This is a genomic window from Brachybacterium hainanense (assembly GCF_042434575.1).
In the GTDB taxonomy this organism is placed as follows: Bacteria; Actinomycetota; Actinomycetes; order Actinomycetales; family Dermabacteraceae; genus Brachybacterium; species Brachybacterium hainanense.
This window is the reverse complement of the sequence record NZ_JBHLSV010000011.1, coordinates 35,794-54,747: the sequence shown is the minus strand read 5'-3', so window position 1 is coordinate 54,747 and position 18,954 is coordinate 35,794. Positions and strand designations below refer to the sequence as shown.

16 protein-coding genes are annotated in these 18,954 nt (G+C 71.2%); 6 read left to right on the top strand and 10 right to left on the bottom strand.

What is annotated here, in order from left to right; all coding sequences use genetic code 11:
- Positions 1-184 precede the first annotated feature (184 nt).
- Entirely contained in the window at positions 185-466 is a 282-nt protein-coding gene (locus ACFFF6_RS10650; protein WP_376980481.1) for a hypothetical protein, read from the bottom strand.
- A 334-nt stretch (positions 467-800) separates the two neighbouring features.
- Between ACFFF6_RS10650 and ACFFF6_RS10645 the strand changes: the two genes are divergently transcribed.
- On the top strand, positions 801-1,721 hold the full coding sequence (locus ACFFF6_RS10645; RefSeq protein ID WP_376980479.1) for a hypothetical protein: 921 nt from the start codon (positions 801-803) through the stop codon (positions 1,719-1,721).
- On the opposite strand, the gene ACFFF6_RS10640 is transcribed toward ACFFF6_RS10645, so the two are convergent.
- Positions 1,700-2,275, bottom strand: a complete 576-nt coding sequence (locus ACFFF6_RS10640; protein ID WP_376980477.1) for an AAA family ATPase — start codon at positions 2,273-2,275, stop codon at positions 1,700-1,702. The genes ACFFF6_RS10645 and ACFFF6_RS10640 overlap by 22 nt on opposite strands.
- A gap of 41 nt (positions 2,276-2,316) precedes the next feature.
- On the opposite strand from ACFFF6_RS10640, the gene ACFFF6_RS10635 reads away from it, so the two are divergent.
- The 3 genes from ACFFF6_RS10635 to ACFFF6_RS10625 all read left to right on the top strand — a co-directional run bounded on the left by ACFFF6_RS10635 (position 2,317) and on the right by ACFFF6_RS10625 (position 4,700).
- A complete protein-coding gene (locus tag ACFFF6_RS10635) occupies positions 2,317-2,463 on the top strand; it encodes a hypothetical protein (RefSeq protein ID WP_376980475.1) in 147 nt (48 codons plus the stop codon).
- A 570-nt stretch (positions 2,464-3,033) separates the two neighbouring features.
- Positions 3,034-3,378: a VOC family protein gene (locus tag ACFFF6_RS10630; protein WP_376980473.1), complete on the top strand. Its 345-nt coding sequence runs from the start codon at positions 3,034-3,036 to the stop codon at positions 3,376-3,378.
- A gap of 203 nt (positions 3,379-3,581) precedes the next feature.
- Positions 3,582-4,700 (top strand): DUF1266 domain-containing protein, encoded by a 1,119-nt coding sequence (locus tag ACFFF6_RS10625; protein WP_376980472.1) that lies wholly within the window; start codon positions 3,582-3,584, stop codon positions 4,698-4,700.
- A 55-nt stretch (positions 4,701-4,755) separates the two neighbouring features.
- Here the strand turns inward: ACFFF6_RS10625 and ACFFF6_RS10620 are convergent, their stop codons facing one another.
- The 8 genes from ACFFF6_RS10620 to ACFFF6_RS10585 form a co-directional block, all read right to left on the bottom strand.
- On the bottom strand, positions 4,756-5,517 hold the full coding sequence (locus ACFFF6_RS10620; protein ID WP_376980470.1) for a TVP38/TMEM64 family protein: 762 nt from the start codon (positions 5,515-5,517) through the stop codon (positions 4,756-4,758).
- A gap of 25 nt (positions 5,518-5,542) precedes the next feature.
- Positions 5,543-6,583: a LacI family DNA-binding transcriptional regulator gene (locus ACFFF6_RS10615; RefSeq protein WP_376980468.1), complete on the bottom strand. Its 1,041-nt coding sequence runs from the start codon at positions 6,581-6,583 to the stop codon at positions 5,543-5,545.
- A 31-nt stretch (positions 6,584-6,614) separates the two neighbouring features.
- Positions 6,615-7,895, bottom strand: coding sequence for an ABC transporter substrate-binding protein (locus tag ACFFF6_RS10610; protein WP_376980466.1), 1,281 nt, complete (start codon positions 7,893-7,895; stop codon positions 6,615-6,617).
- 69 nt (positions 7,896-7,964) lie between these two features.
- Positions 7,965-9,515 carry a sulfatase-like hydrolase/transferase gene (locus tag ACFFF6_RS10605; RefSeq protein ID WP_376980464.1) on the bottom strand — a complete coding sequence of 517 codons (1,551 nt, stop codon included), beginning with the start codon at positions 9,513-9,515 and terminating at the stop codon, positions 7,965-7,967.
- 60 nt (positions 9,516-9,575) lie between these two features.
- Positions 9,576-11,546 carry an inositol polyphosphate kinase family protein gene (locus ACFFF6_RS10600; protein ID WP_376980462.1) on the bottom strand — a complete coding sequence of 657 codons (1,971 nt, stop codon included), beginning with the start codon at positions 11,544-11,546 and terminating at the stop codon, positions 9,576-9,578.
- A gap of 50 nt (positions 11,547-11,596) precedes the next feature.
- Positions 11,597-13,246 (bottom strand): extracellular solute-binding protein, encoded by a 1,650-nt coding sequence (locus tag ACFFF6_RS10595; RefSeq protein ID WP_376980460.1) that lies wholly within the window; start codon positions 13,244-13,246, stop codon positions 11,597-11,599.
- An 82-nt stretch (positions 13,247-13,328) separates the two neighbouring features.
- The gene (locus ACFFF6_RS10590; RefSeq protein WP_376980458.1) at positions 13,329-14,210 is read right to left on the bottom strand and encodes a carbohydrate ABC transporter permease; all 882 of its coding nucleotides are present in this window, start codon (positions 14,208-14,210) and stop codon (positions 13,329-13,331) included.
- Between the two features lie 80 nt (positions 14,211-14,290).
- Positions 14,291-15,298, bottom strand: coding sequence for an ABC transporter permease (locus ACFFF6_RS10585; protein ID WP_376980456.1), 1,008 nt, complete (start codon positions 15,296-15,298; stop codon positions 14,291-14,293).
- A gap of 842 nt (positions 15,299-16,140) precedes the next feature.
- Between ACFFF6_RS10585 and ACFFF6_RS10580 the strand changes: the two genes are divergently transcribed.
- Positions 16,141-17,166, top strand: coding sequence for a class II glutamine amidotransferase (locus tag ACFFF6_RS10580; RefSeq protein WP_376980454.1), 1,026 nt, complete (start codon positions 16,141-16,143; stop codon positions 17,164-17,166).
- Positions 17,163-18,203, top strand: a complete 1,041-nt coding sequence (locus ACFFF6_RS10575) for a CPBP family glutamic-type intramembrane protease (protein ID WP_376980452.1) — start codon at positions 17,163-17,165, stop codon at positions 18,201-18,203. Before ACFFF6_RS10580 ends, ACFFF6_RS10575 begins: the two co-directional genes overlap by 4 nt.
- The last annotated feature ends 751 nt before the right edge of the window (positions 18,204-18,954 follow it).

Genomic DNA, 18,954 nt, shown 5'->3' with positions numbered 1-18,954 from the left:
ACACGTACATCATGTACATGATGTACATGTTCTCCGGCAGCACCTCCCCTCTCCGGGGCTGATCGAGCTCGGGATGACGGCGGACGCGAGCTCGCCCGCGAGCGGTCCCGTGCTCACCGTGCGCCTGTCGCCTGTCGCCTGTCGCCTGTCGCCTGTCGCCTGTCGTGCGGATGCGCCCCGTCGCTCAGCTGAGCGGGCCGCCGCCAGGGGTTCCGCCGCCGGCCGCTCCGCCACCCGTCCCCGAGCTCGTCACCTCGCCCGCGGTCGCCGTCGCGACCGTCGAACCATCGACGCCGACCAGCGAGCACGTCTGCCCGTCGATGATGCCGTCCCTGGTCCTGACCACGTTGGCGCTCACGTCCGCGAGGGTGATGGTCGCGATCACCGTCCCGGAGGAGCCCTGCACCGCGACGGCGTCCCCGGCCGCAGCGCCGTCCAGAGCGCACTGGAGCGCGGCATCGGTCAAGCCCGCGCCGCGCGACGACCATACCGCCGGCATCGGCCGCGATCAGCGTGCCATCGGGGACCGTGTCGTCGCCGGTGACGTCGACGGAGCCGTTGCCGCTGCCGGCAGGTCCGGTCACCACGACCGAGCCCCCGGACCGGGTCGGCGAGCCGTGGCGGTCCAGCCCGTCGCCGCGCGCGTCCACGACGAACGTGCCGCCGCCATGCCCGCGCCGAGGTGCCCGCATGACCTGGCGCTGCTCTGCTCCGCCGCGGCCGTCCGGGCACCGCCGTAGACTCCCAGGAGGTGCGCAGGGGGACCCTCCCTCGGGACGCGCCGTCGAAGGAGAGCTCCGATGCAGACCAGCCGTGTCCTCGCCCGCCTTCTCACGGGTCTGTATGCCCTGATCGTCACTCCGCTCGCCACCGGGCTGCTGTCCTGGGGCGGCAGCGCCTGGCTGATGCTCGTCCAGCAGTACGGCTATGTCGGCGTGCCCCTGGGGGATGTCCCGCCCGGCATGATGGTGCAGGCCCTGGGCGCCCCAGTGGTCGGGATCGCCCTGCTCGCCTCGGTGGTCGCCACCGGGATCGCCAGCAGCGCGGGCCTGCTCGTCGTCGGCGTGATATCGCTGTTCAGCGTGGTCATGGCGCTGTTCCCGGCGCTGCTGTTCCATGCCTACGACCTGAGCCGCGAGCTGCTTCCCCTGCAGGTCGTCGACGGGCTGGTCCACGGGCTGCCCGCGGTGCTGCATCCGGCGATCGGCGGGTTCGGCCTCGCCTTGCTGCTGGCGCGCCGAGGACCGCGCGCACCGATCGCCTTCTCGGTGATCGGGCTCGTGCTGGTACCGGCCGTGCTGCTGATCGGCGGCGGCCTGCTGTTCGCGGGCCTCGCCCGCGGCCAGTACGAGGCGATGATCTATTTCCAGCTGGACCCGGAACCGGTGTCGATGCTGCTGGTGCTGGTGGGTCTTGCGCTGGTCGTCGCGGCCCTCGCCGGGACCCGCTGGTCGCCGTACTCGCTGGTCGCTCCCGCGCTCGTGCTGCTCGCGTTCGCGCTGGTCATGGTGCTGCCGATCGGCTGGACGATGTTCGCCGACCTCTGGCGCCTCCGGGAGACGGCGACCCTGTTCTCCTTCACCTCCATGGGCGGCACGGCGGCGCTCGGAGTGCTCATGCTCGTGTTCACCGGTGTCCTCGCGATCGTCCGCGGCCGTGCGCGGCGGCGTCTGCAGGCGCCCCCGAGCACGGCAGCGGATCAGCCGGCTGCGGGGTCCTGACCGCTTCCGCCGACGATCAGCTCGCGCACGGCTGCGACGAGCTCCGGCAGCGGGGCGGCGGCATCGAGGTGGTGGACGCTGTCGTCCCCCTGCGTCATCGCGGTGATCCGCTCCGCGTAGACCAGGACCTCCTCGAGGTCGAGGTCCGCATCGACCGCGGCCTGGGCGGCGGTGACGGGTGCGGCGCGCCGCAGCTCGAGGCGCCGCAGGAGCTCCTCGGCCCGCAGATGCAGCACCACGTGCACGAACCGCGCCCGATGATGCGCGGCGAGGTCCGCGAGCGCGGCCGGGAACTCGGGCCGGGCCAGCAGCTGCCCGATCACGACGGCGCGGCCGGCCGCGAGCTCCTGCCCGGTCTCCGCGAGCGCGACCTCGCGCGCGACGAGCCCCGCCGCCTCCGGGTCATCCGGCCACAGCGGCAGATCGTGCTTGATCGCGTCGATGTCCACGGGAGTGACGAGAGGATCATGCGCGGCGAGCTCCCGGGCGAGCGCGGACTTCCCAGCCCCGGGCGGGCCGTTGACGAGGAGGAGGACGGGATGCGAGGAGGTCATGTGCACATCATGACCTCTTCGGGACGGCTGTGGCATGCAGGATGCGGCGCGTCGGCGTCAGGGAGCTCGTCATCACCGGCGGCTCTGCCGCTCAGGTCTACGACCGGCTCTTCCGGCAGGAGCCCGCGGTCACCGAGGCGTTCGTGCAGGAGGAGGCGGCCAGAGTTGCCTCCGTCATGCTGCTGTAGGGCGGGCATGTCAGCAGAACTCTGGGCCGAGGCCGGGAACGGGCCACGAGCGGCGTCCTGGACGTGACCGGGCGAGCGCCATGACCATCGACGACGAGACATGCCCAAGCGCGAGTGCCAGCGGGGATCCCCGGAGGTGAGGTGTGTCCGAGAGAGGCGTACATGACGTACAGGTGAGGTAGAGACACGTAGGCCTCCGATGAATCGAGGACGCGCGGGATCGCGTCGGAAGACGACAGCGCCCCGGGTCAGCACCTTCCGGGTGGTCTTCCTGATCACCGTGCCTGTCGATTCTTGGTCATCGTGCCGGGTGATTCCTGGTCATCTCGCCGGAAATACTGGGGTGTCTCGGTGTCCGTGCTCTGCCCCGGAGGCGACGAGCGCATCGCAGCAGAGGGACGGCTCTCACTGTCATGCTTTCGTCGTGAAGGTGCCGGGCGCTGCTGTCCGAGCGAGCGTTCCGGATCGTCCGGCCGCGGAACAACCCGGACAGGTCGAGAAGCCCCGATCCGGCGCCTCCGTGCGATGACTTGATACCGTCGTCGTCAACCACGGACGAGGAGCTCAGACATGGCGGTCCAGGCGATCGATCTTCAGGTGGACGATGTTCCGGCGGCGACGCGGATGCTGTCCGCGGCGTACGGCTGGCGCATCGTCGCGGATGATCCGAACTTCGGCGAGCTGGATGCGGGTGGCCTGCGGGTCATGCTCTCGCGGGAGGCGATGGTGCCGTGGGGAGCGCTGGACGGGCTGATCCTCCATGAGTACGTCGAGGATGTCGAGGCATCCGCGCGCCGCGCCGTCGACGCCGGCGCGGAGCTGCTCTCCGGCCCGCTCACGACGGATTGGGGCACCGAGGCCGCCTACCTGCGCGGACCCGGCGGACTCATCGTCGACCTCTGTCGCGACGTCTGATCGAGGGCCCGGGCGACCGTCGGGGAGGTCTGAGGGCTGACGCCGGGTCAGGACGCGTCGGGTTCCGGGACCGGTCCACCCCGTCGCCGCCCATCACGTACCCTCTGCCCGAGGACCATCTGCCGCGTGGCCGGGGCCGCGCGCACGGAGCCCCGGGCGATCGGGCCGGAACGGGCGCGGCACCTGAGCGAGGAGCACGGCCGATGCCCCACCCCCTGCAGAACCATCCCGGGAGTGCGTCCCGGCGCGAGTTCCCGGTGCGCGCGACCATGCGAAACCTCCAGCTCGACCGTCGCTACGGCGGACGGATGTACACGGCCGTGGTCACCTGGGCGCTGCTGGGCGTGCTGATCCTCGTCTTCCTGGGCCGCATGGAGGTGGGGCCGCTGGTCCGGCTGCGCGAGGCCGGCTGGGACCTCGGCACCGTCCTCTCGAGCACTGCGCCGGGCATGCTGCTGTTCTGGGTGATCGCGCTGGCCGCGGGCCTGGGATGCCTTGTCCTCGCGGTGCAGCTGGTGCGGGGCGCGCGCCTGCGACCCCTGCGCGAGCAGCACCGCTACTATCGCATCCGCGGACTGGCCGCCCCCGATGATCGGCTGCGCCGCGCCCTGCGCATCGGCGGGCACTGGATGCATCAGCGCAGCGCCTGGCCCCTCACGATCGAGGTCTTTCCCACCAGCGCGGGCATGACCCCGCGACAGGTGAGGTCCTTCCGGACGCTGCCCCTGGAGACGCCCGAGTCGGAGCGCGATGGGCTCGCCGAGGACTGGGGCATCCTCGATGCGCAGCAGGCCCGCGCCATGATCGACCAGTACCTCCAGGCGGGTGTGCACTCCTACGCCCTGGCGGCGACGCTGGCCGGCGGCGACCTCGAGGAGCTCGAGGCGACTGCGGCGCTCGCCGATGTCCCCCTCAGCCGTCTGCTCGAGCTCGGCGAGACCCGCGACGGGCATCCGCCGCAGCTGCTGTGGGGATGGGATCTGGTGCGCACCGCGATCATCGTCCGGTTCAGCGTCATCGGCGGATACCTGGGCCGTGAGGAGGGCATCGATCGTCTCGAGGAGATCACCGACCTCGCGGCCGCCCTGTTCCCCACGGAGCAGGAGCTGGTCGAGAACTGCGAGATCGGGTTCGCGCTGTGGGCCGGGACCGGTGGTCGAGCTGAGCTTCGTCAGCGCCGGGCCGCTGACGCCGAGTACCTCGCGGGGGAGTGGCCCTGCGCCCTCGGCCCCTGGCCTCGTCCCTCGGGACGTCCGCTGCCGCAGGCGATGGCCGACGGCTTCGCCTCGTTGCTGCGCGAGGACGAGGGCGAGCCGCGCTGAGGCGGTCTGCCTCCTCGACCTCCTCCATCTGCCGCCTCCGGTCCCGGCGGTGGTCTCAGCCGGCGAGGGCCTCGTCCTGCGTGCCGTCCGCCCCGCCCTCGCCGCGCCTCAGGCCCCGCCACCTCTTCAGCGAGTAGATCGTCAGCGCGATCACGAGCGCCCAGCAGCAGATCACGGCGATGCCCGTGGGCCATCCCGGATCGCCCAGGTATGCGCCGACGGCGACGAGCGACAGCTGACCGGGAAGGCAGGAGATCGCGGTCGCGACGAGGTATTCGCGCTGATGGACGCCCAGGGCGCCGCTGCCGTAGTTGACGGGCCAGTACGGGATGCCGGGCATGAGCCGCAGCGTGCACACGGCGAGGAATCCGCCCCCGGCCAGCTTGTCCTCGATCGTCTCGGCATGGGAGCCCAGGAGCTTCATGACCGTCTCACGGCCCACCGCGAGCGCGAGCCAGTACGCGAGCATGCAGCCGATCAGCACGCCGATCATCGACAGGGCGGTCCCGATGCCGAGGCCGAACAGCATCCCCCCGGCCAGGGCCATGACCGTCACCGGGATGGGGGTGACCGCGACCACCGCGTACGTGAGGATGAACCCGATGTAGGCCCACGGGCCGAGGGCCTCGAAATCGTCCCGCAGCGTCTCCATCGGCGGCAGGCGCACGTTCAGCATGAGCCATACCATCCCCAGCATCACCGCGACCAGCGCGACGTTGCGCAGGATCGTCCCCCAGGGCGGGAGCCGGCGATCCCGGGGCGCGGCACCGGCAGGGACCGCCGGATCCGAGGGCCGGGGCGCGGACGAAGAGGGCATGGGTCGATCGTACGGCCCCGGCGGCTCAGGGGCGTGCCGTGGACTCGCGGGGGACCAGGGCGAACGGTGCGAACCGCTGCGCTGTGCGGGCGGGGGAGTCCATGGCCGAGCCCTGCTGCTCCTCGAGGAGGGCGACGGCGTGGTCCGCGATGCATGCACGGTCCGCGGCTATCGTGCTGAGCGTGGGCAGCGAGGAGGTGGCGTAGGGGATGTCGTCGAAGCCGATGACGGCGACGTCCGCGGGGACCGCCAGGCCGGAACGATGCAGCGCCCGCAGCGCCCCCATCGCGACCCAGTCGGTCACCGCGAAGACGCCGTCGGGCGGGGGCGCCCCGGCGGCCCGAAGCTCGGCGAGCATCTCGGTGACGACTCGCTCGCCCTCCTCTCCCGTGTTCGCGGCGATGGGGCGCAGCAGCTCCGGCAGCACCGGAAGGCCGGCCTCGCGCAGACCGGCGGCGACACCGGCCGTCCGATCGCGGCGGGTCGTGCCGATCCCGGCACCGATCATCGCCACCCGCCGACAGCCGACCCCGGCCAGGTGCACGGCGGCGGCGCGTCCGGCGGCCCAGTTGTCGATGCCGACGTGGGCGATCGCCCCGTGGGGTTCCAGATCGCCCAGCAGGACGAGGGGCACCGCATCGGTCCGGTGCACCTCCACGGCCCGCAGATGCTGGGTCGAGACGATCATGCCGTCGAGCCGCTGCGACGGCTCCTCCTCGAGCACGGCCCGCTCGCCCTCGGCCGTTCCATCGGTCTGGTGCAGCAGCACCGTCCAGCCGCGCGTCGCGGCTGCCGTGACGATGTGTCCTGCCAACGATGCGAAATAGGGCAGCTCCAGACGAGGAACGGCCAGCAGGATCGTGCCGGAGCGGCCGCGCGCGAGGTTGCGCGCGGAGAGGTTCGGCCGGTAGCCGGTCTCGGCGATCGCGGCGAGGACCTTCTCGCGCGTCCTGTCGGAGACAGGCGCATACCCTCCGACGACGTTGGAGACGGTCTTCATCGACACGCCTGCGCGTTCGGCGACGTCGGTCAGGCGTGGACGAGGAGATCGTCTGTCCTTGACCACGCTGTCATTCTAGGGATCCTGCTCTGGGCGCTCAGCCGCCGAGCGCCGCTGCGGCGGCCTCGGCGACCGCACCTGCCGCCTCCGTCGGAGTCATCGCGCCGAAGGCGACCTCCTGGTGGATGCGGCTGAAGTCCGTGCCCTGCAGGGTGCCGTAGCCTGCCGGCCAGGGCGCCGGCGGCGGCCCGGTGCGTCCGGTGACGGATTCGACGTAGGCGAGGGCCTTCCCTGCGGCCGAATCCGGATCCGCGGCCAGAGCGTCTCGGGAGGATCGGGCAGGAGGTACGCCGAGCGAGAGGCCGAGGGACCGGACGGCCGCTTCATCGGACAGCAGGAAGGAGATGAGCTCGGCGGAATCGTCTGCCCGCTGCGACGTCGCGAGCACGCTCCAGAAGTCGAGAGCGGTGACGAACTGTCCTCCCAGATCACCGGCCGTGGTCCCCGGCACATCCGTGATCTCGAGGGGATGGTCGGGCAGGAGCGGCTGGTAGAACGTGACCTGCTGGACCCATCCGAAGGTGAGGGCGGCGTGCAGCACGGACAGCTGGTTGGTCTCGAAGTCCCCGGATTCCATGGACACGTCGGGCGGCGGTGCGGCGCCGTCCTCGCGCAGCCCCTGCCACAGGGCGAACCATTCCTCCAGGACGTCCGCGCCGACGGCGAGGGACTGCCCCTCGAACAGCTCCGTGCCCCGCTGGCGGGCGAAGACCTCGAAGAGCTGCAGGTCGCCGCCGGCGTCGGTCGTGCCGTACATGCCGGGGCCGGCCTCCGTGGCGAAGCCTCGGACGAGATCTCCGAAGTCGTCCCAGGACCAGGTGGCGGGGAAGCGGATCCCGCGCTCGGCGGCGAGCGCCGGGTTCCGGAAACATGCCTGCGTGATCGAGGACTGTCCGATGCCGACGCGTCCGTGGTCGGTGGAGCCGGCCGCGGCGGTGTCCCCGTCGAGGCCTGACAGATCGATCGGTCCGGAGGCGCCGACGAGGCCCGAGAGATCCATCAGCGCTCCGCGCCGAGAGTACTCCGACAGCCAGGTCATCGACATACGGACGACATCAGGCCCTTGACGACCGGCGATCTGGGTCGCGAGCTTGTCCCAGTAGTCGGCGAACGGTGCCTTCTCCTCGGCGATGCCGAGGTCGGGGCGCGCGGCGCGGAACGCGGCGAGCGCCCCTTCCACACCGTCGTGTACGGGCTGCCCGCCGTACCAGGAGACGCGCAGATCGGCCGTGGGATCCGCGGTCGATCCCGACCTGTTGGGTCCGCAGGCGGCGAGAGGCAGCGCGGCGGCACCGGCGATCAGCGCACGACGAGGCATGGAGCGGACGGAAACGGGGCGATGCGTGCTGGGCACGGGGCCTCCCTGGTGCGGCGGAGAGCGGACGGATCAGGCCCAGCGCCAGTTGTGGGCGCTGGTGCGGGGCGTGTAGGCCCCGACGGGGAGGTCATCGGCGACGCGCATCATCCAGCGGACGAGCTGCCGGTGCAGCATGTCGCGGAGCTCCTGGTGCTCGGCGGAGCCCGACAGGTCCTGCAGCTCCATCGGATCGGCGTCGAGGTCGTGCAGGGTGTCGTTCCCGCGATCGTCGACGACGAGCTTGTGCCTGCCCGAGACGAGCATGCGCATCTCCCCGCCGAGGGTCACGGAGTTCAGCTCGTCGAAGGTGGGGCCCGCGTAGGGGAAGTGGAGCTCCGGGCGCGACCTCTCGTCGTAGCTGATGCCGCCGTAGCCGAGCTCGCCGAGGATCGTCGAGAACTCGTCCTCCGGCGCGTACTCTCCGCGCAGCAGGGGCAGCAGCGAGCGACCCTGGACGCCAGGAGGGATCTCGCCGGTCACGAGCTCCGCGAGGGTCGGCATGAGATCCACGATCGAGACGAGCTCCTCGCGCTGCTGGGGCACGATGATCATGTGACCGGCACCCGCGGCTCCGGGCTCGTCGACGGCTCCGAGCATCGCCAGGCCCAGCGGGATCCGCATGAGCGCGTCCGGCATGGCGGCCCCTTTGCGCTGCAGCCCGTACTCGCCCAGGAAGTCGCCGTGATCGGAGAGGAAGACCACGAGGGTCTCGCGGCCGCGGGCGGCCACGGCGTCCAGGAGCCGGCCGATCTGGTCGTCGATCAGCCGCAGCATCCCCAGATAGTTCGCCCGGTAGCGGCGCCATTGCGCATCGGCGCCCGGACGCTTGTCGTCGATGAGCCGGTGCAGCCAGCGGAACCGCCAGTCCAGTCCGTCGAGGACGCTCGCGTCGGTCAGCCTCTCGGGGACCTCGTCCTCGAACATCGAGAAGTACGGCTCGGGCGCCTGATAGGGGTTGTGGGGCTCGGGGAAGGAGACCCACAGGAGCTGGGGCTGCTCGACCGGGGTTGAGGCGAGAGCCGCGAGCGCGCCCTCGACGATCCGGTGCGGGAACTGGTCCTCGATCGGGAAGGGGGTGGGCACGGCCGACGCCGCGTGATCCAGCTCCTGGAGCCACTGCTCGAAGCCCGCGTGATCGGCCTTCGGAGCGCCGGTGCGGTGGCCGGTGCCGGGACCGCTGTCATGGAAGAACGGGCCCGTGTAGGAGTCGAAGTCCGCGGGGCGCGGGTGCATGTGCGGCTTGCCGCTGAAGTGCAGCGCGTAGCCCGCGCCGCGCAGCACGTCGAGCAGGTCCGTGTCGTAGAGCGCGTGCTGAGCGGTGCTGTTCTGCCGGACCCGATGAGCGCTCGGGAAGCGACCGGTGAGAAAGCTGGTCCGCGCGGGTACGCAGACGGGGGAGACGGTGCGTGCCTGCGTGAACCGGCACCCGCGCTCGAGCAGAGCATCGACGCGGGGCATCGTGTCGGGACCGCCTTCGGAGGCGAGGCATCCGACCTTCTGCTGATCCGTCATGAGGACGAGGACGTCGGGGAGGGAGGTGGGCGCGGCGGCGCCGACGATGCTCTGATGCGCGGGGGGCATGGCGGGAAGCCTCCGGGGGATCGATCTGGCGGATGGGGTGAGCGCGGGGCAGACGGCCTGTCAGGGCAGCCGACCCGCGGAGGCTCCGCCGACGACCGGCAGGTGCTCCGCTGTGCGGAATCGGGCGGCGACGGTCATGGACCGAGCGACGACCCGGATGATGACGATGCCGAGCGGTAGACCGGAAGGGTTCGCCTCACCCAGCGCCGCGTAGGCGGCGCCGCCCGGTGGAAGCGGCAGCATGAGCTCCGGCGCTCCGGGAACGTCCCAGGTCAGACGCACCACGCCGTCAGCATCGTGAGCCAGTCGTCGAACATTCCGGTAGCACTCGACCCCGGGAAGGCGGCCGAGGTCGACGGGGCGGGCCTCGGGCTCCGGAGTGCCGGCCGCGACGACCGTGCCGTCTCCGTGGAACGTCCACTGGAGCGGCCCGGGATCCTCGGCGCCCAGCTCCATCGTGTCGGTCCAGCCGTCCTCGACGAGGCGGATGCTCCGGTGGAGCCGTCGATCCCGCCAGGCGGCCCGCGCGGAGACATGCGTCGAGGACCACTCGTCGAGGACCCCGTCGACAGCAGGCTGCGTCTCGTCGTGAACGGAGCCGATGCTGTGCGCCGCCGGCGAACGCATCCAGCGGGTCTGCGCTGCGCCGTAGCCGCCGGATCCCAGATCGAGGCTCGACCAGACCCCGGGGATCTCGACATCCACGGCCAGTCTGTCGTGGTGATCGTGCATGCCGACGTCCCTGCCGAACCGCAGGGTCACGCGGGCCTGTGCGGAGGCCAGCACTCCGATGCCCGCATCGGGCCACAGGAAGGAGCTCGGGGCAGCGGAGCCGGGGGCGACGGCCCCCTCGGACCGGGTCTCGTCGCCTGCGGGGTGCGGTGAGAGCGACCCTGGCCCGAAGACCAGAGCGGCGAGGCTCGAGAGCCCCGGGGCGGACCGTGAGCACGGGGTCTCCCACCGCGATCCGATCCACAGATCCACCGGACGCTCCTCGGGGCGGCGGTCCCTGTACGGGGCTGCGTCGATCGTGCATTCGGGCAGCACCGCGGCGGCGACCGCGACGTGCGTCCCGAAGTCCTCGAGACGTCCCAGGGGCCAGCAATCACCGTAGGCCGGGAGCCTGCCGTCGCTGTAGGCGAGCTGCACCGGGGCCTGGATCGCCTGACCGAGCACGCGCGCTCCGGCGGTGGACAGCCCGTCCACCCCCGATGCCTCGCGATAGGACAGCAGCGCCGCCAGCGCGTAGAAGTGGTAGAAGGCGCTCGTCTCGTACCACAGACCCTCGGCCCGGAACCCCTCGCGGATCTGCTGCTCGGCGCCGTGGGGCCCGGAGCGCACCCGCTCCTGCAGCGCACGGTCCCCGATGGCGGCCGCGCACTCCGCGAGGGCTGCGACGATCCAGCAGTGGATGTTGTGGACCATGCCGAGCTGCGGCTCCAGCAGCACGGCGATGCTGCTGGCCAGATGCCGTACCCGGGCACGGGTCGAAGCGGGAAGGGCCTCGCCGGCCCACCGCACGGACCGCAGGAGCGCGATCGCCCAGATGGCCTCGTCCAAGCTCTGCGGCATGACTCGCCCCTGACCGACCTTGTCACCGTGGACGGGATGCTCCTCGTACGTGTCGGCATACTGCTCGAGGAGCCCGACCAGCGCCCTCCGGGCGTGCTCTCGCCGCTCCGGATCCTCGTCCAGCCGCATGAGCACGACGGCCCGCTGAGCCTGGGAGGCCGCAGCGTTGTGCATCATCGTCCGCCAGGCTCCGTCCAGCACCTCGCCGGTGCGGACCTCGCCGCATTCCGGACAGACGTGCCGGTGCGGAGACGCAGGGTCGAAGACCAGCCGGGCGCCGTCGTCGCAGAAGTAGTGGTGCGTCCACTCGGTGGGAGCGGTGGGTGATGGGATCCGCAGCATCGTCTCCCAGCGGGTGAAGTCCTCCTCGACCCGTTCGAGGATCCCGGCGGCCCACGGCTGCGTGCGCACGCGGGAGCGGGCCGCCTCCCAGTTCGGCTCGATCGAGCCCGTCCTCATGGGAGCGCCCAGGGGCATGCGGGCGTCAGGGGCCGGGCGTGCCTCACCGGTCAGCCCTCCGCCTTCTCGCCGAGCGCTTTCTGGAACTCGTCGCGGATCGCGTCGCCCCCGTTCTTCTTCCAGGTCGCGACCGCCTCGGACCAGGCGCTCACGGGCTTGCGCCCCTGGATGATGTCGGTCTCCAGGTCGCCGAGCGCGGTCCCGATCTGTCGGCCCTTCCGGCTCTGGGTCTCGCTGAAGAGCCCCTCGACCGGATTGCGCGTAGCCGTCGGCCCCAGCTCCATCGAGGCGTCGTACTGCGCCTGCGACACGGAGGAGTCCTTCGCGTTGAAGTGGACCCACGGGCCCTGGGCCATGTACTTCTGGCTCAGCTGCAGCTCGCTGCGCCCCGTCTCCGTGAGGACCGGGTTCGATCCTCGGAGCTCGTGATGGACCCCCTCCGTCCCGTATGCCAGGAACAGGTGCTCCGCGGTGCCGAAGGGAGCGGCGATGTAGTTCAGGACATCGAGGAGCGCTGCCGCGCGGTCCTCGGACTTCTTGCTGATCGAGGTGATGTTGTGCGTCGAAGGCCCCATGTGGACAGGGGCGACGCCGCCGCCCTCCGCCAGCGGCGGCTGGAGCACCTCGAGGAGGAACCCGTCCGGGAGCGGGAAGTTGCCGAAATCGGGCCAGGCGGACATCGTGTCGAAGATCAGCGGTGTCGTGCCGTTGGCGATCCACGTCTTCCGCTGAGGCTGGTCCACGGTGAAGGCGTCGGGGTGCGTGAGACCCTCCTGGACGAGGCGTCGGGCAGCTTCGAGCGCCGGCTCCTGCCCCTCGTGCTCGTGTGCGCTGGTGAGCCCGTCGGCGTCTCCGGACCATCCGTTCGGGACCTCGAACATCTGGCGGAGGAATCCGAGGGGGACCTGCGGGAGCGCCCACCTGTTTCCGCCTGTCAGCTCCTTGCAGGAGTCGAGGAAGCTCTCCAGCGAGCTCACGTCGACCTCAAGGCCCTCGGAGTCCAACAGGTCCCGGCGCGCGAACAGCACGGTCGTCTGCACGACGCCGCGGGGGACCGGGATCGCGAAGATCTTCCCGCCGTAGATGCAGGCGTCCCAGGCCTTCGGCGGTACGTTCGCGAGGAACGGGTAGTCGGCGACCGCGCCCCCGGAGAGCAGGTCGGTGAGGTCGGTCGCGCGCTCGGCGAGCATCGATGGGAGGCTCGGCACGTCTCCGGGGAAGAAGGAGAAGATGTCGGGCAGCCGGTCTCCGGCGATGGCCGTGTTGAACCGGTCGGCGAAGTCGCCGGTCGGGACCACGGAGATCGCGGTCGTGCATCCCAGCCGCTTGTCGAGCTCCTGCCAGAAGACGTTGCTGTCGTGTCCAGGAGGTGCCGGTGTATTGGTCGGCACGAAGAACCCGATGTCCTTCCCGTCGCCGGGCGTGCCCTCGTGAACCGGCTGCGGATCCTCCGGGTAGTTGAGCATCGCCCCGCTGATGCCTGCCTCCTCATCGCCCTCGAGATCCAGGGCGACTCCGTCGAAGGGGATGTAGTCCGGGCGGGTGACGCTGGCGTTGTCACCTGCGGCTGCTCCGCCGCGCCCTTCGTTGCTGCAGGAGGCGAGGCTCAGCGAGCCGATCCCGGCGGCTGCGCCGAGGCCGAGGCCGCTGCGGACGAGGCTGCGCCGCGTCAGACCGGGAGTGGGGGTCGAGGTGGTCATGATGACTGCTCCTTCACTCTTCATCGAGGGGTGATCAGCAGATCCCGACGTCGGCGTCGAGATCGAGGGGATGGAGGCGGCGTCAGCCCTTGACGGCGCCGGTGAGCATGCCCTTGGCGAAGTGCCGCTGCAGGAACGGATAGACGATCAGCACGGGCACGATGGAGATGACGAGGATCGCCATCTGAAGGGATGTCTGCGGGGGAAGGGACGAGGTGTCGATGCCGAGATCCTGGCCGCCCAGCTGGGTGCCCTGCACGACATAGGTGCGCAGCACCATCTGCAGCGGCCACTTGCTCGCATCGCTCAGGTACAGCAGGGCGTTGAAGAAGGCGTTCCAGTAGCCCACTCCGTAGAAGAGGCCGATCACCGCGAAGACGGGCTTCGACAGGGGCAGCCCGATGCGCAGGAAGAGCTGCAGCTCGCCGGCGCCGTCGACCTTGGCCGAGTCGAGGATCTCCTGCGGGAGCTGGACGAAGAAGGCACGGACGACGACCACGTTGAAGGCCGAGACGGACGTGGGGATGATCAGCGCCCAGAGGCTGTCGAGCAGTCCGAGCCGTTCCACGACGAGGTAGCTCGGGATGATCCCGGGCCCGAAGAGGAGACTGATCAGCACCAGGAGGAGCAGCGGTCGGTTCCCGAACGCTCCGCGGCGGCTCAGCGCCCAGCCGAGGGTCGCGGTCAGCACCAGGCTGAGAGCCGTCCCGACGAGCGTGACGAGCATGGTGACACCCAGCGCGCGGGTGACCACTCCACCGGAGAAGACCATCTGGTACGCGGTGAGGTCGATCCCGGTGGGGAAGAGGACGAACCCTCCCGCCGCGGTGACCTGCTCGGGGGAGGCGATGCTGGTCGAGAAGATGCCCAGGAACGGCAGGATCACCGCCGCGCATGCGATCGTCAGGATCACGCCCTTGATCACGGACTCGACCGGCCCGGGCGCTGCGATGCCGTCGATCATCCGCGGAGCCCTGCGACGCGGTGGCACGGTGCGGCTGACGCCGCGTGAGGCACGTGCGCTGCTCGGGGATCTCGTCGCCGTCATGCCTTGTACACCCCTTCTTCTCCGAACATGTGCGCGACCCGGTTGGCCAGCAGCACGAGCACGAGTCCGACGACGCCCTTGACGAGTCCGACCGCCGCGGCGACGCCCCAGTAGCCGCCCACCACGCCGTTGTTGTAGACGTAGGTGTCCAGCACCTGCGCCACTCCGGCGCCGACGGCGTCCTGCTGGAGGATCAGCTGCTCGAACCCGACGGACAGCGAGTCGCCCAGCTTCAGGATGAAGAGCATGATGATGATCGGCCGCATCCCGGGGAGCGTGACGTGCCAGGTCTGGTGCCATCGGGTGGCGCCGTCCACAGCCGCCGCTTCGTACAGGGACTTGTCGATCCCGGAGAGGACGGCGAGGAAGAGGATCGTGGCCCATCCCGTGTCCTTCCAGATGACCTGGGAGGTGATGAGCCCGTAGAAGACGTCGGCGTTGCCGATGATGTCGATCGGCTCCCACCCGTGGGAGCGCAGGAAGTTGTTCAGCAGTCCGGCGCCGCCGAGCATCTGCTGGAAGATCGCGACGACGATCACCCACGACAGGAAGTGGGGGAGGTACAGCACGGACTGGACCAGCTGGCGCAGCTTGTTGGAGACCAGGCTGTGCAGGATCAGCGCGAGGATGATCGGCGCCGGAAAGACGATGACAGTCTGCAGCGCGGTGATGATCAGGGTGTTGCGCAGGGCGTTCAGGAACTCGGGGTCGCCGTTGACCAGGATCTGGAAATTGTCGAACCCGACCCACAGGCTCTTCGAGATCCCGAGGTAGGGCTGGAAGTCCTGGAAGGCGATGACGTTCCCGCCCAGGGCGAGGTACTGGAAGACGATGATGACCGCCATACCGGGGGCCGCGAGCAGGAGCACCGTGCGGTCCCGCCACAGGCGTCGATACCACGGAGGGCGGGTGCGGACGCGGGGCGAGCCGCCGTCGGCGTCCGTCGTGCGGTCCGGGGCCTCGAGGGAGGCCGGCGGGTGGTCGGGGGCGGGGGGAGCGTGCATTCGATGCCTCCTCGTCGTCGTGGAAAGGCAAGGCGGGGAACTCATGCGGAGGATGCGGTCGGGATGGGGCAGGCTCCGGCGGGGAGGGGCGGCGTCGCTCCCTCGGGACCATGTCGTACGTGGTACGTCAGGCATTGGCTAAAAATCTCACGTTGCAATGGAAAACTACAGCGCTGCAGTGCCGCTGTCAACGCCAGGGAGCGAGGAGGTCTCCACTCGGTGCACGACCGGCGGTGCGGTGGTGGTCCCGGCTCAGGTGCGGGATGCACGAGTGCAGCCTTCCCTCGATGGCGGGTTCCCCGGTTGCTGGGACGAGGTCAACAGCCTTTCCACCTGCGGTTATGTTTGCATGGTGCGCGACCTGACACATGGGTTCCCCGGTGCTCCGGCGGATCTCCCGCCCGGGCGATATCTCGCTCACGGTCGCTCCGGTTGCTCGGGGGCATCCTGTGGGCTGCGGTGAGGCCCGGCCCCGGCGCGTCAGCCAGGCGCGCAAATTCTCACGTAAGAATCAGCGGGTGACGGGACAACGGGTGACGGGATGCTGCGCCGGGGCGATCCGGACAGAGGGCTCCGTCGCGCGCGCCGAGGCCGGCCGCTCCCCGAGAGGTCGAGGATCTCCCGTGGCAGGGGGCGCGACGTTCCGGCGAGTGCTGGACTCGGAGCCGGAGGCGCCTGCTCCGATGCCCGCGACCGATCCGCCTCCGCGAGACACCTCGCCGCTGCGGGCCAGCCGCCGAGGTCCGGCACCTCCGGCCGGGATGTCGAATCGCGGAGGGGGCTCGCTTCCCGCCCACCCCCTCGAGCTCTCCCCGCCGCGCGAGGCCTAGAATCGGCTCATCATGTGCCGCCTCTTCGCCCTCCATGCCGACGCCCCCGTCACCGCGGAGTTCTGGCTCCTCGATGCCCCGTACTCGCTGCGCGCGCAGTCCCGGTTCAACGCGGACGGCACGGGCCTGGGGCACATCGACGAGGAAGGGCGCTCGCACGTGCGCAAGCGACCCGTGGCGGCGTACGCCTCGGAGGCGTTCGCAAGGGCGGCGGAGACGGTCACGGCCCGCACGATCATCGCGCATCTGCGGCTGTCCAGCGGGACGGAGCACACGGCCCGCAACACGCACCCCTTCCTCATGGACGGGATCATCCTGGCCCACAACGGCGTCCTCGAGGTCACCCAGGAGATGCGCCGCCGTGTCGCGCGGCTCGGCGCGGCCCGCCATGTCCACGGTGCGACCGACAGCGAGTGGCTCGCGGCGCTGATCGCGGGAGAGACCGCGGCGCACGCCGGTGACCTGCACGCGGGCCTCGTCGCCGCGGTCCGATGGGTCGCCGCGCATGCGCCCGTCTATTCGCTGAACCTTCTCGCGGCCCGGGGCGAGGACCTGTTCGCCCTGCGCCTGCCCGCCGCGAACGAGCTCTGGGTCCTCGAGCGCCCCGCCCGCGAGGACCCGGCGCGCGGTCGGCCGGTTCCCGCCCCTCCCACGTCGGGGGAGCCTCGGGCGCTGCACGCGCCGCTGCGCGGCACGGTCGAACATCGCTCCGACGCCTTCGCCGCCCGCAGCGCGGACCTGGCAGGGACCCGCTCGGTGGTGATCGCCTCGGAGCCGATGGATGACGACCCGGCATGGCGCCTGCTGGAGGTGGGGGAGCTGCTGAGCATCGGCGCCGACGGCGTGCCGCGCAGCAGCCGCCCGTTCCCGCCGCTCGCGCATCCGCTCAGCATCGGCGACCTGAACCTCAGCGCCGCGACCTCGCAGATGCACGCCGCGCAGGACCGCGCCCACGCCGAGCGCCGAGCGCGCCTGGCCGCCGCCCGGCCGTCCTCCGCCCTCGCCGTCCCCGCGGAGACCCACGGGATCCCCGCATGACCGCGCCCGCGGAAGGAACCGCCTACCCGCGTCTCGCCCACCTCCGCGCGCCCTGGTCCCGCTGGTGGCGTCCGCTGCTCGCGATCGGCGTCGCGATCCTCGCCTACGTGGTGCTCGCACAGATCCTCGTGGTCGCGGTCGTGCTGGTGCTCCCCCTGCTGCCGGGCACGGATCCGGAGCTCGGCATGGCGCTCGGCGATCCGGCGAGCCCCCTCGACGTCACGATGGCGCTGCTCATGGGGGCGCTGTGGTGGCCCTCGGCGCTGCTCGGGGTCCGCGTGGGCGGCTGGCGGCCCGCCCGCTGGCTGTGGAGCGTCACCGGGGCCTTCCGGACCGGGCTGCTGCGTGCCGCCGCCCTGCCCGTCCTCGGCGCCTCGCTGCTGGGCACGGTGCTGGTGACGCTGCTCGTGGCGCTCCTGGACCCGTCCCCGGGCGCATCCCCGTCCGCGACGGGCCCGGCGCTGGCCGCTGCGGTGCTTGCCACGGTCCTGGGGACGGCGAAGGCGATCGGGGCGGAGCTCGCGCTGCGGGGTCTGGCCCTCCAGGCCGTCGGCACCTGGCTGCGCTCGCCGTGGCTGACGGTCCCGGTCGCGACCCTGCTGGCCCTGCCCGCGGCGGAGCCCACCGCGCCGGGTCTCCTGATCGCCGCCGCGATGGGCCTCGCCTGCGGATACCTGGCCTGGCGCTCGGGCGGTCTCGAGCTGCCGATCCTGCTGTCGGCCTCTCTCACCGTCAGCGGCGGCCTGGTCGCCGCGGTGATGCGGATCCTCGAGGGGTGGGTCAACCCGATCCTGTTCCCCGGCCCGGACCTGGCGATCGGCCTCCAGAAGGCGCAGCTGGGCAGCACCGCCTCCGGTGCGGCGGGGATCCCCGGCATCGCCTCCGCGACCGTCCTGGGCGCGGCAGGGATCGGGGTGCTCGCCCTGCTGATCGCCGCCGCCCTGGGGTGGTGGATCGGTCGCCGCGAGGGGCTGCGCCCCGGCGAGCCCGTGCGCCGCGCTGCGGACGCCCCCGCCCCGGAGCTCCTCGCCGTCTGATCGGCCGCGCTCTGCCCGGTGATGGGCCGAGGGGCAGGTGCGCCAGAGGTCGGTGCGTGGTCGATCGGGCACTCGCGTCCTGTCTGATCGGTTGCGCTCTGGCGGGAGGCGCACGTGTCGTGCGTGCCGGAGACTTCCGGTGCCGCAGTGAGGGGATCGGCGAGCGTCTCCGCGGCATGTGGCTCAGGCTCCAGAAGCCGCCGATGCGATCGCCGCAGTCGTGGCACCCGCCGAGCACGTGGGCGGGTCGCGGCTGCCTCCCGTTCCCACCGCCATCTCGGTCGGCGTTCCGTCGGCAGGGGAGCGAAGGGCTCGTCGCGTCCCGGCGGCGGGCATCCCCGGAGGATCCAGCGAAGAGTCTGCGCCGCTCCGAGCGCTGAGAACGGCACAGACTCCTCGCTCGAGATCCCGGAACGACCTCGAGACGTCGCTCGATCCACCGGGGATGACCGGTCGGGACCGGGCGAGGCGGGGGCGATCCGGGAGGGCCGGTCGGGGCTGGGATCGGATGGGACCGGCGCCGACATGACACGGGGATCGGCCAGGGCCGGGGTCAGGACCGGGATCGGTCGGTGTCGGGGTCGAGGGTGGGGGCGGGGCCGGCGGTCCGAGGTCCATGCCCGGGGTCGAGGTCCGGGCCCAGGGTCCGGCTCCTGCGCACTGCGTCCGGGACTCCCCTTCCTTCTCTTCTATATTTTCTATAGACTATCGTGACGGCGTCCGCTCGCAGCGCGCCGCCCCGCTCAGAGAA

What these genes read in the sequence shown, in the direction of transcription:
- ACFFF6_RS10595 (WP_376980460.1), bottom strand. Translation starts at nt 13,246, where the DNA reads ATGACCACCTCGACCCCCACTCCCGGTCTGACGCGGCGCAGCCTCGTC.
- ACFFF6_RS10575 (WP_376980452.1), top strand. Translation starts at nt 17,163, where the DNA reads ATGACCGCGCCCGCGGAAGGAACCGCCTACCCGCGTCTCGCCCACCTC.
- ACFFF6_RS10605 (WP_376980464.1), bottom strand. Translation starts at nt 9,515, where the DNA reads ATGCCCCCCGCGCATCAGAGCATCGTCGGCGCCGCCGCGCCCACCTCC.
- ACFFF6_RS10580 (WP_376980454.1), top strand. Translation starts at nt 16,141, where the DNA reads ATGTGCCGCCTCTTCGCCCTCCATGCCGACGCCCCCGTCACCGCGGAG.
- ACFFF6_RS10640 (WP_376980477.1), bottom strand. Translation starts at nt 2,275, where the DNA reads ATGACCTCCTCGCATCCCGTCCTCCTCCTCGTCAACGGCCCGCCCGGG.
- ACFFF6_RS10635 (WP_376980475.1), top strand. Translation starts at nt 2,317, where the DNA reads ATGCGGCGCGTCGGCGTCAGGGAGCTCGTCATCACCGGCGGCTCTGCC.
- ACFFF6_RS10645 (WP_376980479.1), top strand. Translation starts at nt 801, where the DNA reads ATGCAGACCAGCCGTGTCCTCGCCCGCCTTCTCACGGGTCTGTATGCC.
- ACFFF6_RS10625 (WP_376980472.1), top strand. Translation starts at nt 3,582, where the DNA reads ATGCCCCACCCCCTGCAGAACCATCCCGGGAGTGCGTCCCGGCGCGAG.
- ACFFF6_RS10585 (WP_376980456.1), bottom strand. Translation starts at nt 15,298, where the DNA reads ATGCACGCTCCCCCCGCCCCCGACCACCCGCCGGCCTCCCTCGAGGCC.
- ACFFF6_RS10590 (WP_376980458.1), bottom strand. Translation starts at nt 14,210, where the DNA reads ATGATCGACGGCATCGCAGCGCCCGGGCCGGTCGAGTCCGTGATCAAG.
- ACFFF6_RS10630 (WP_376980473.1), top strand. Translation starts at nt 3,034, where the DNA reads ATGGCGGTCCAGGCGATCGATCTTCAGGTGGACGATGTTCCGGCGGCG.
- ACFFF6_RS10600 (WP_376980462.1), bottom strand. Translation starts at nt 11,546, where the DNA reads ATGAGGACGGGCTCGATCGAGCCGAACTGGGAGGCGGCCCGCTCCCGC.
- ACFFF6_RS10620 (WP_376980470.1), bottom strand. Translation starts at nt 5,517, where the DNA reads ATGCCCTCTTCGTCCGCGCCCCGGCCCTCGGATCCGGCGGTCCCTGCC.
- ACFFF6_RS10610 (WP_376980466.1), bottom strand. Translation starts at nt 7,895, where the DNA reads ATGCCTCGTCGTGCGCTGATCGCCGGTGCCGCCGCGCTGCCTCTCGCC.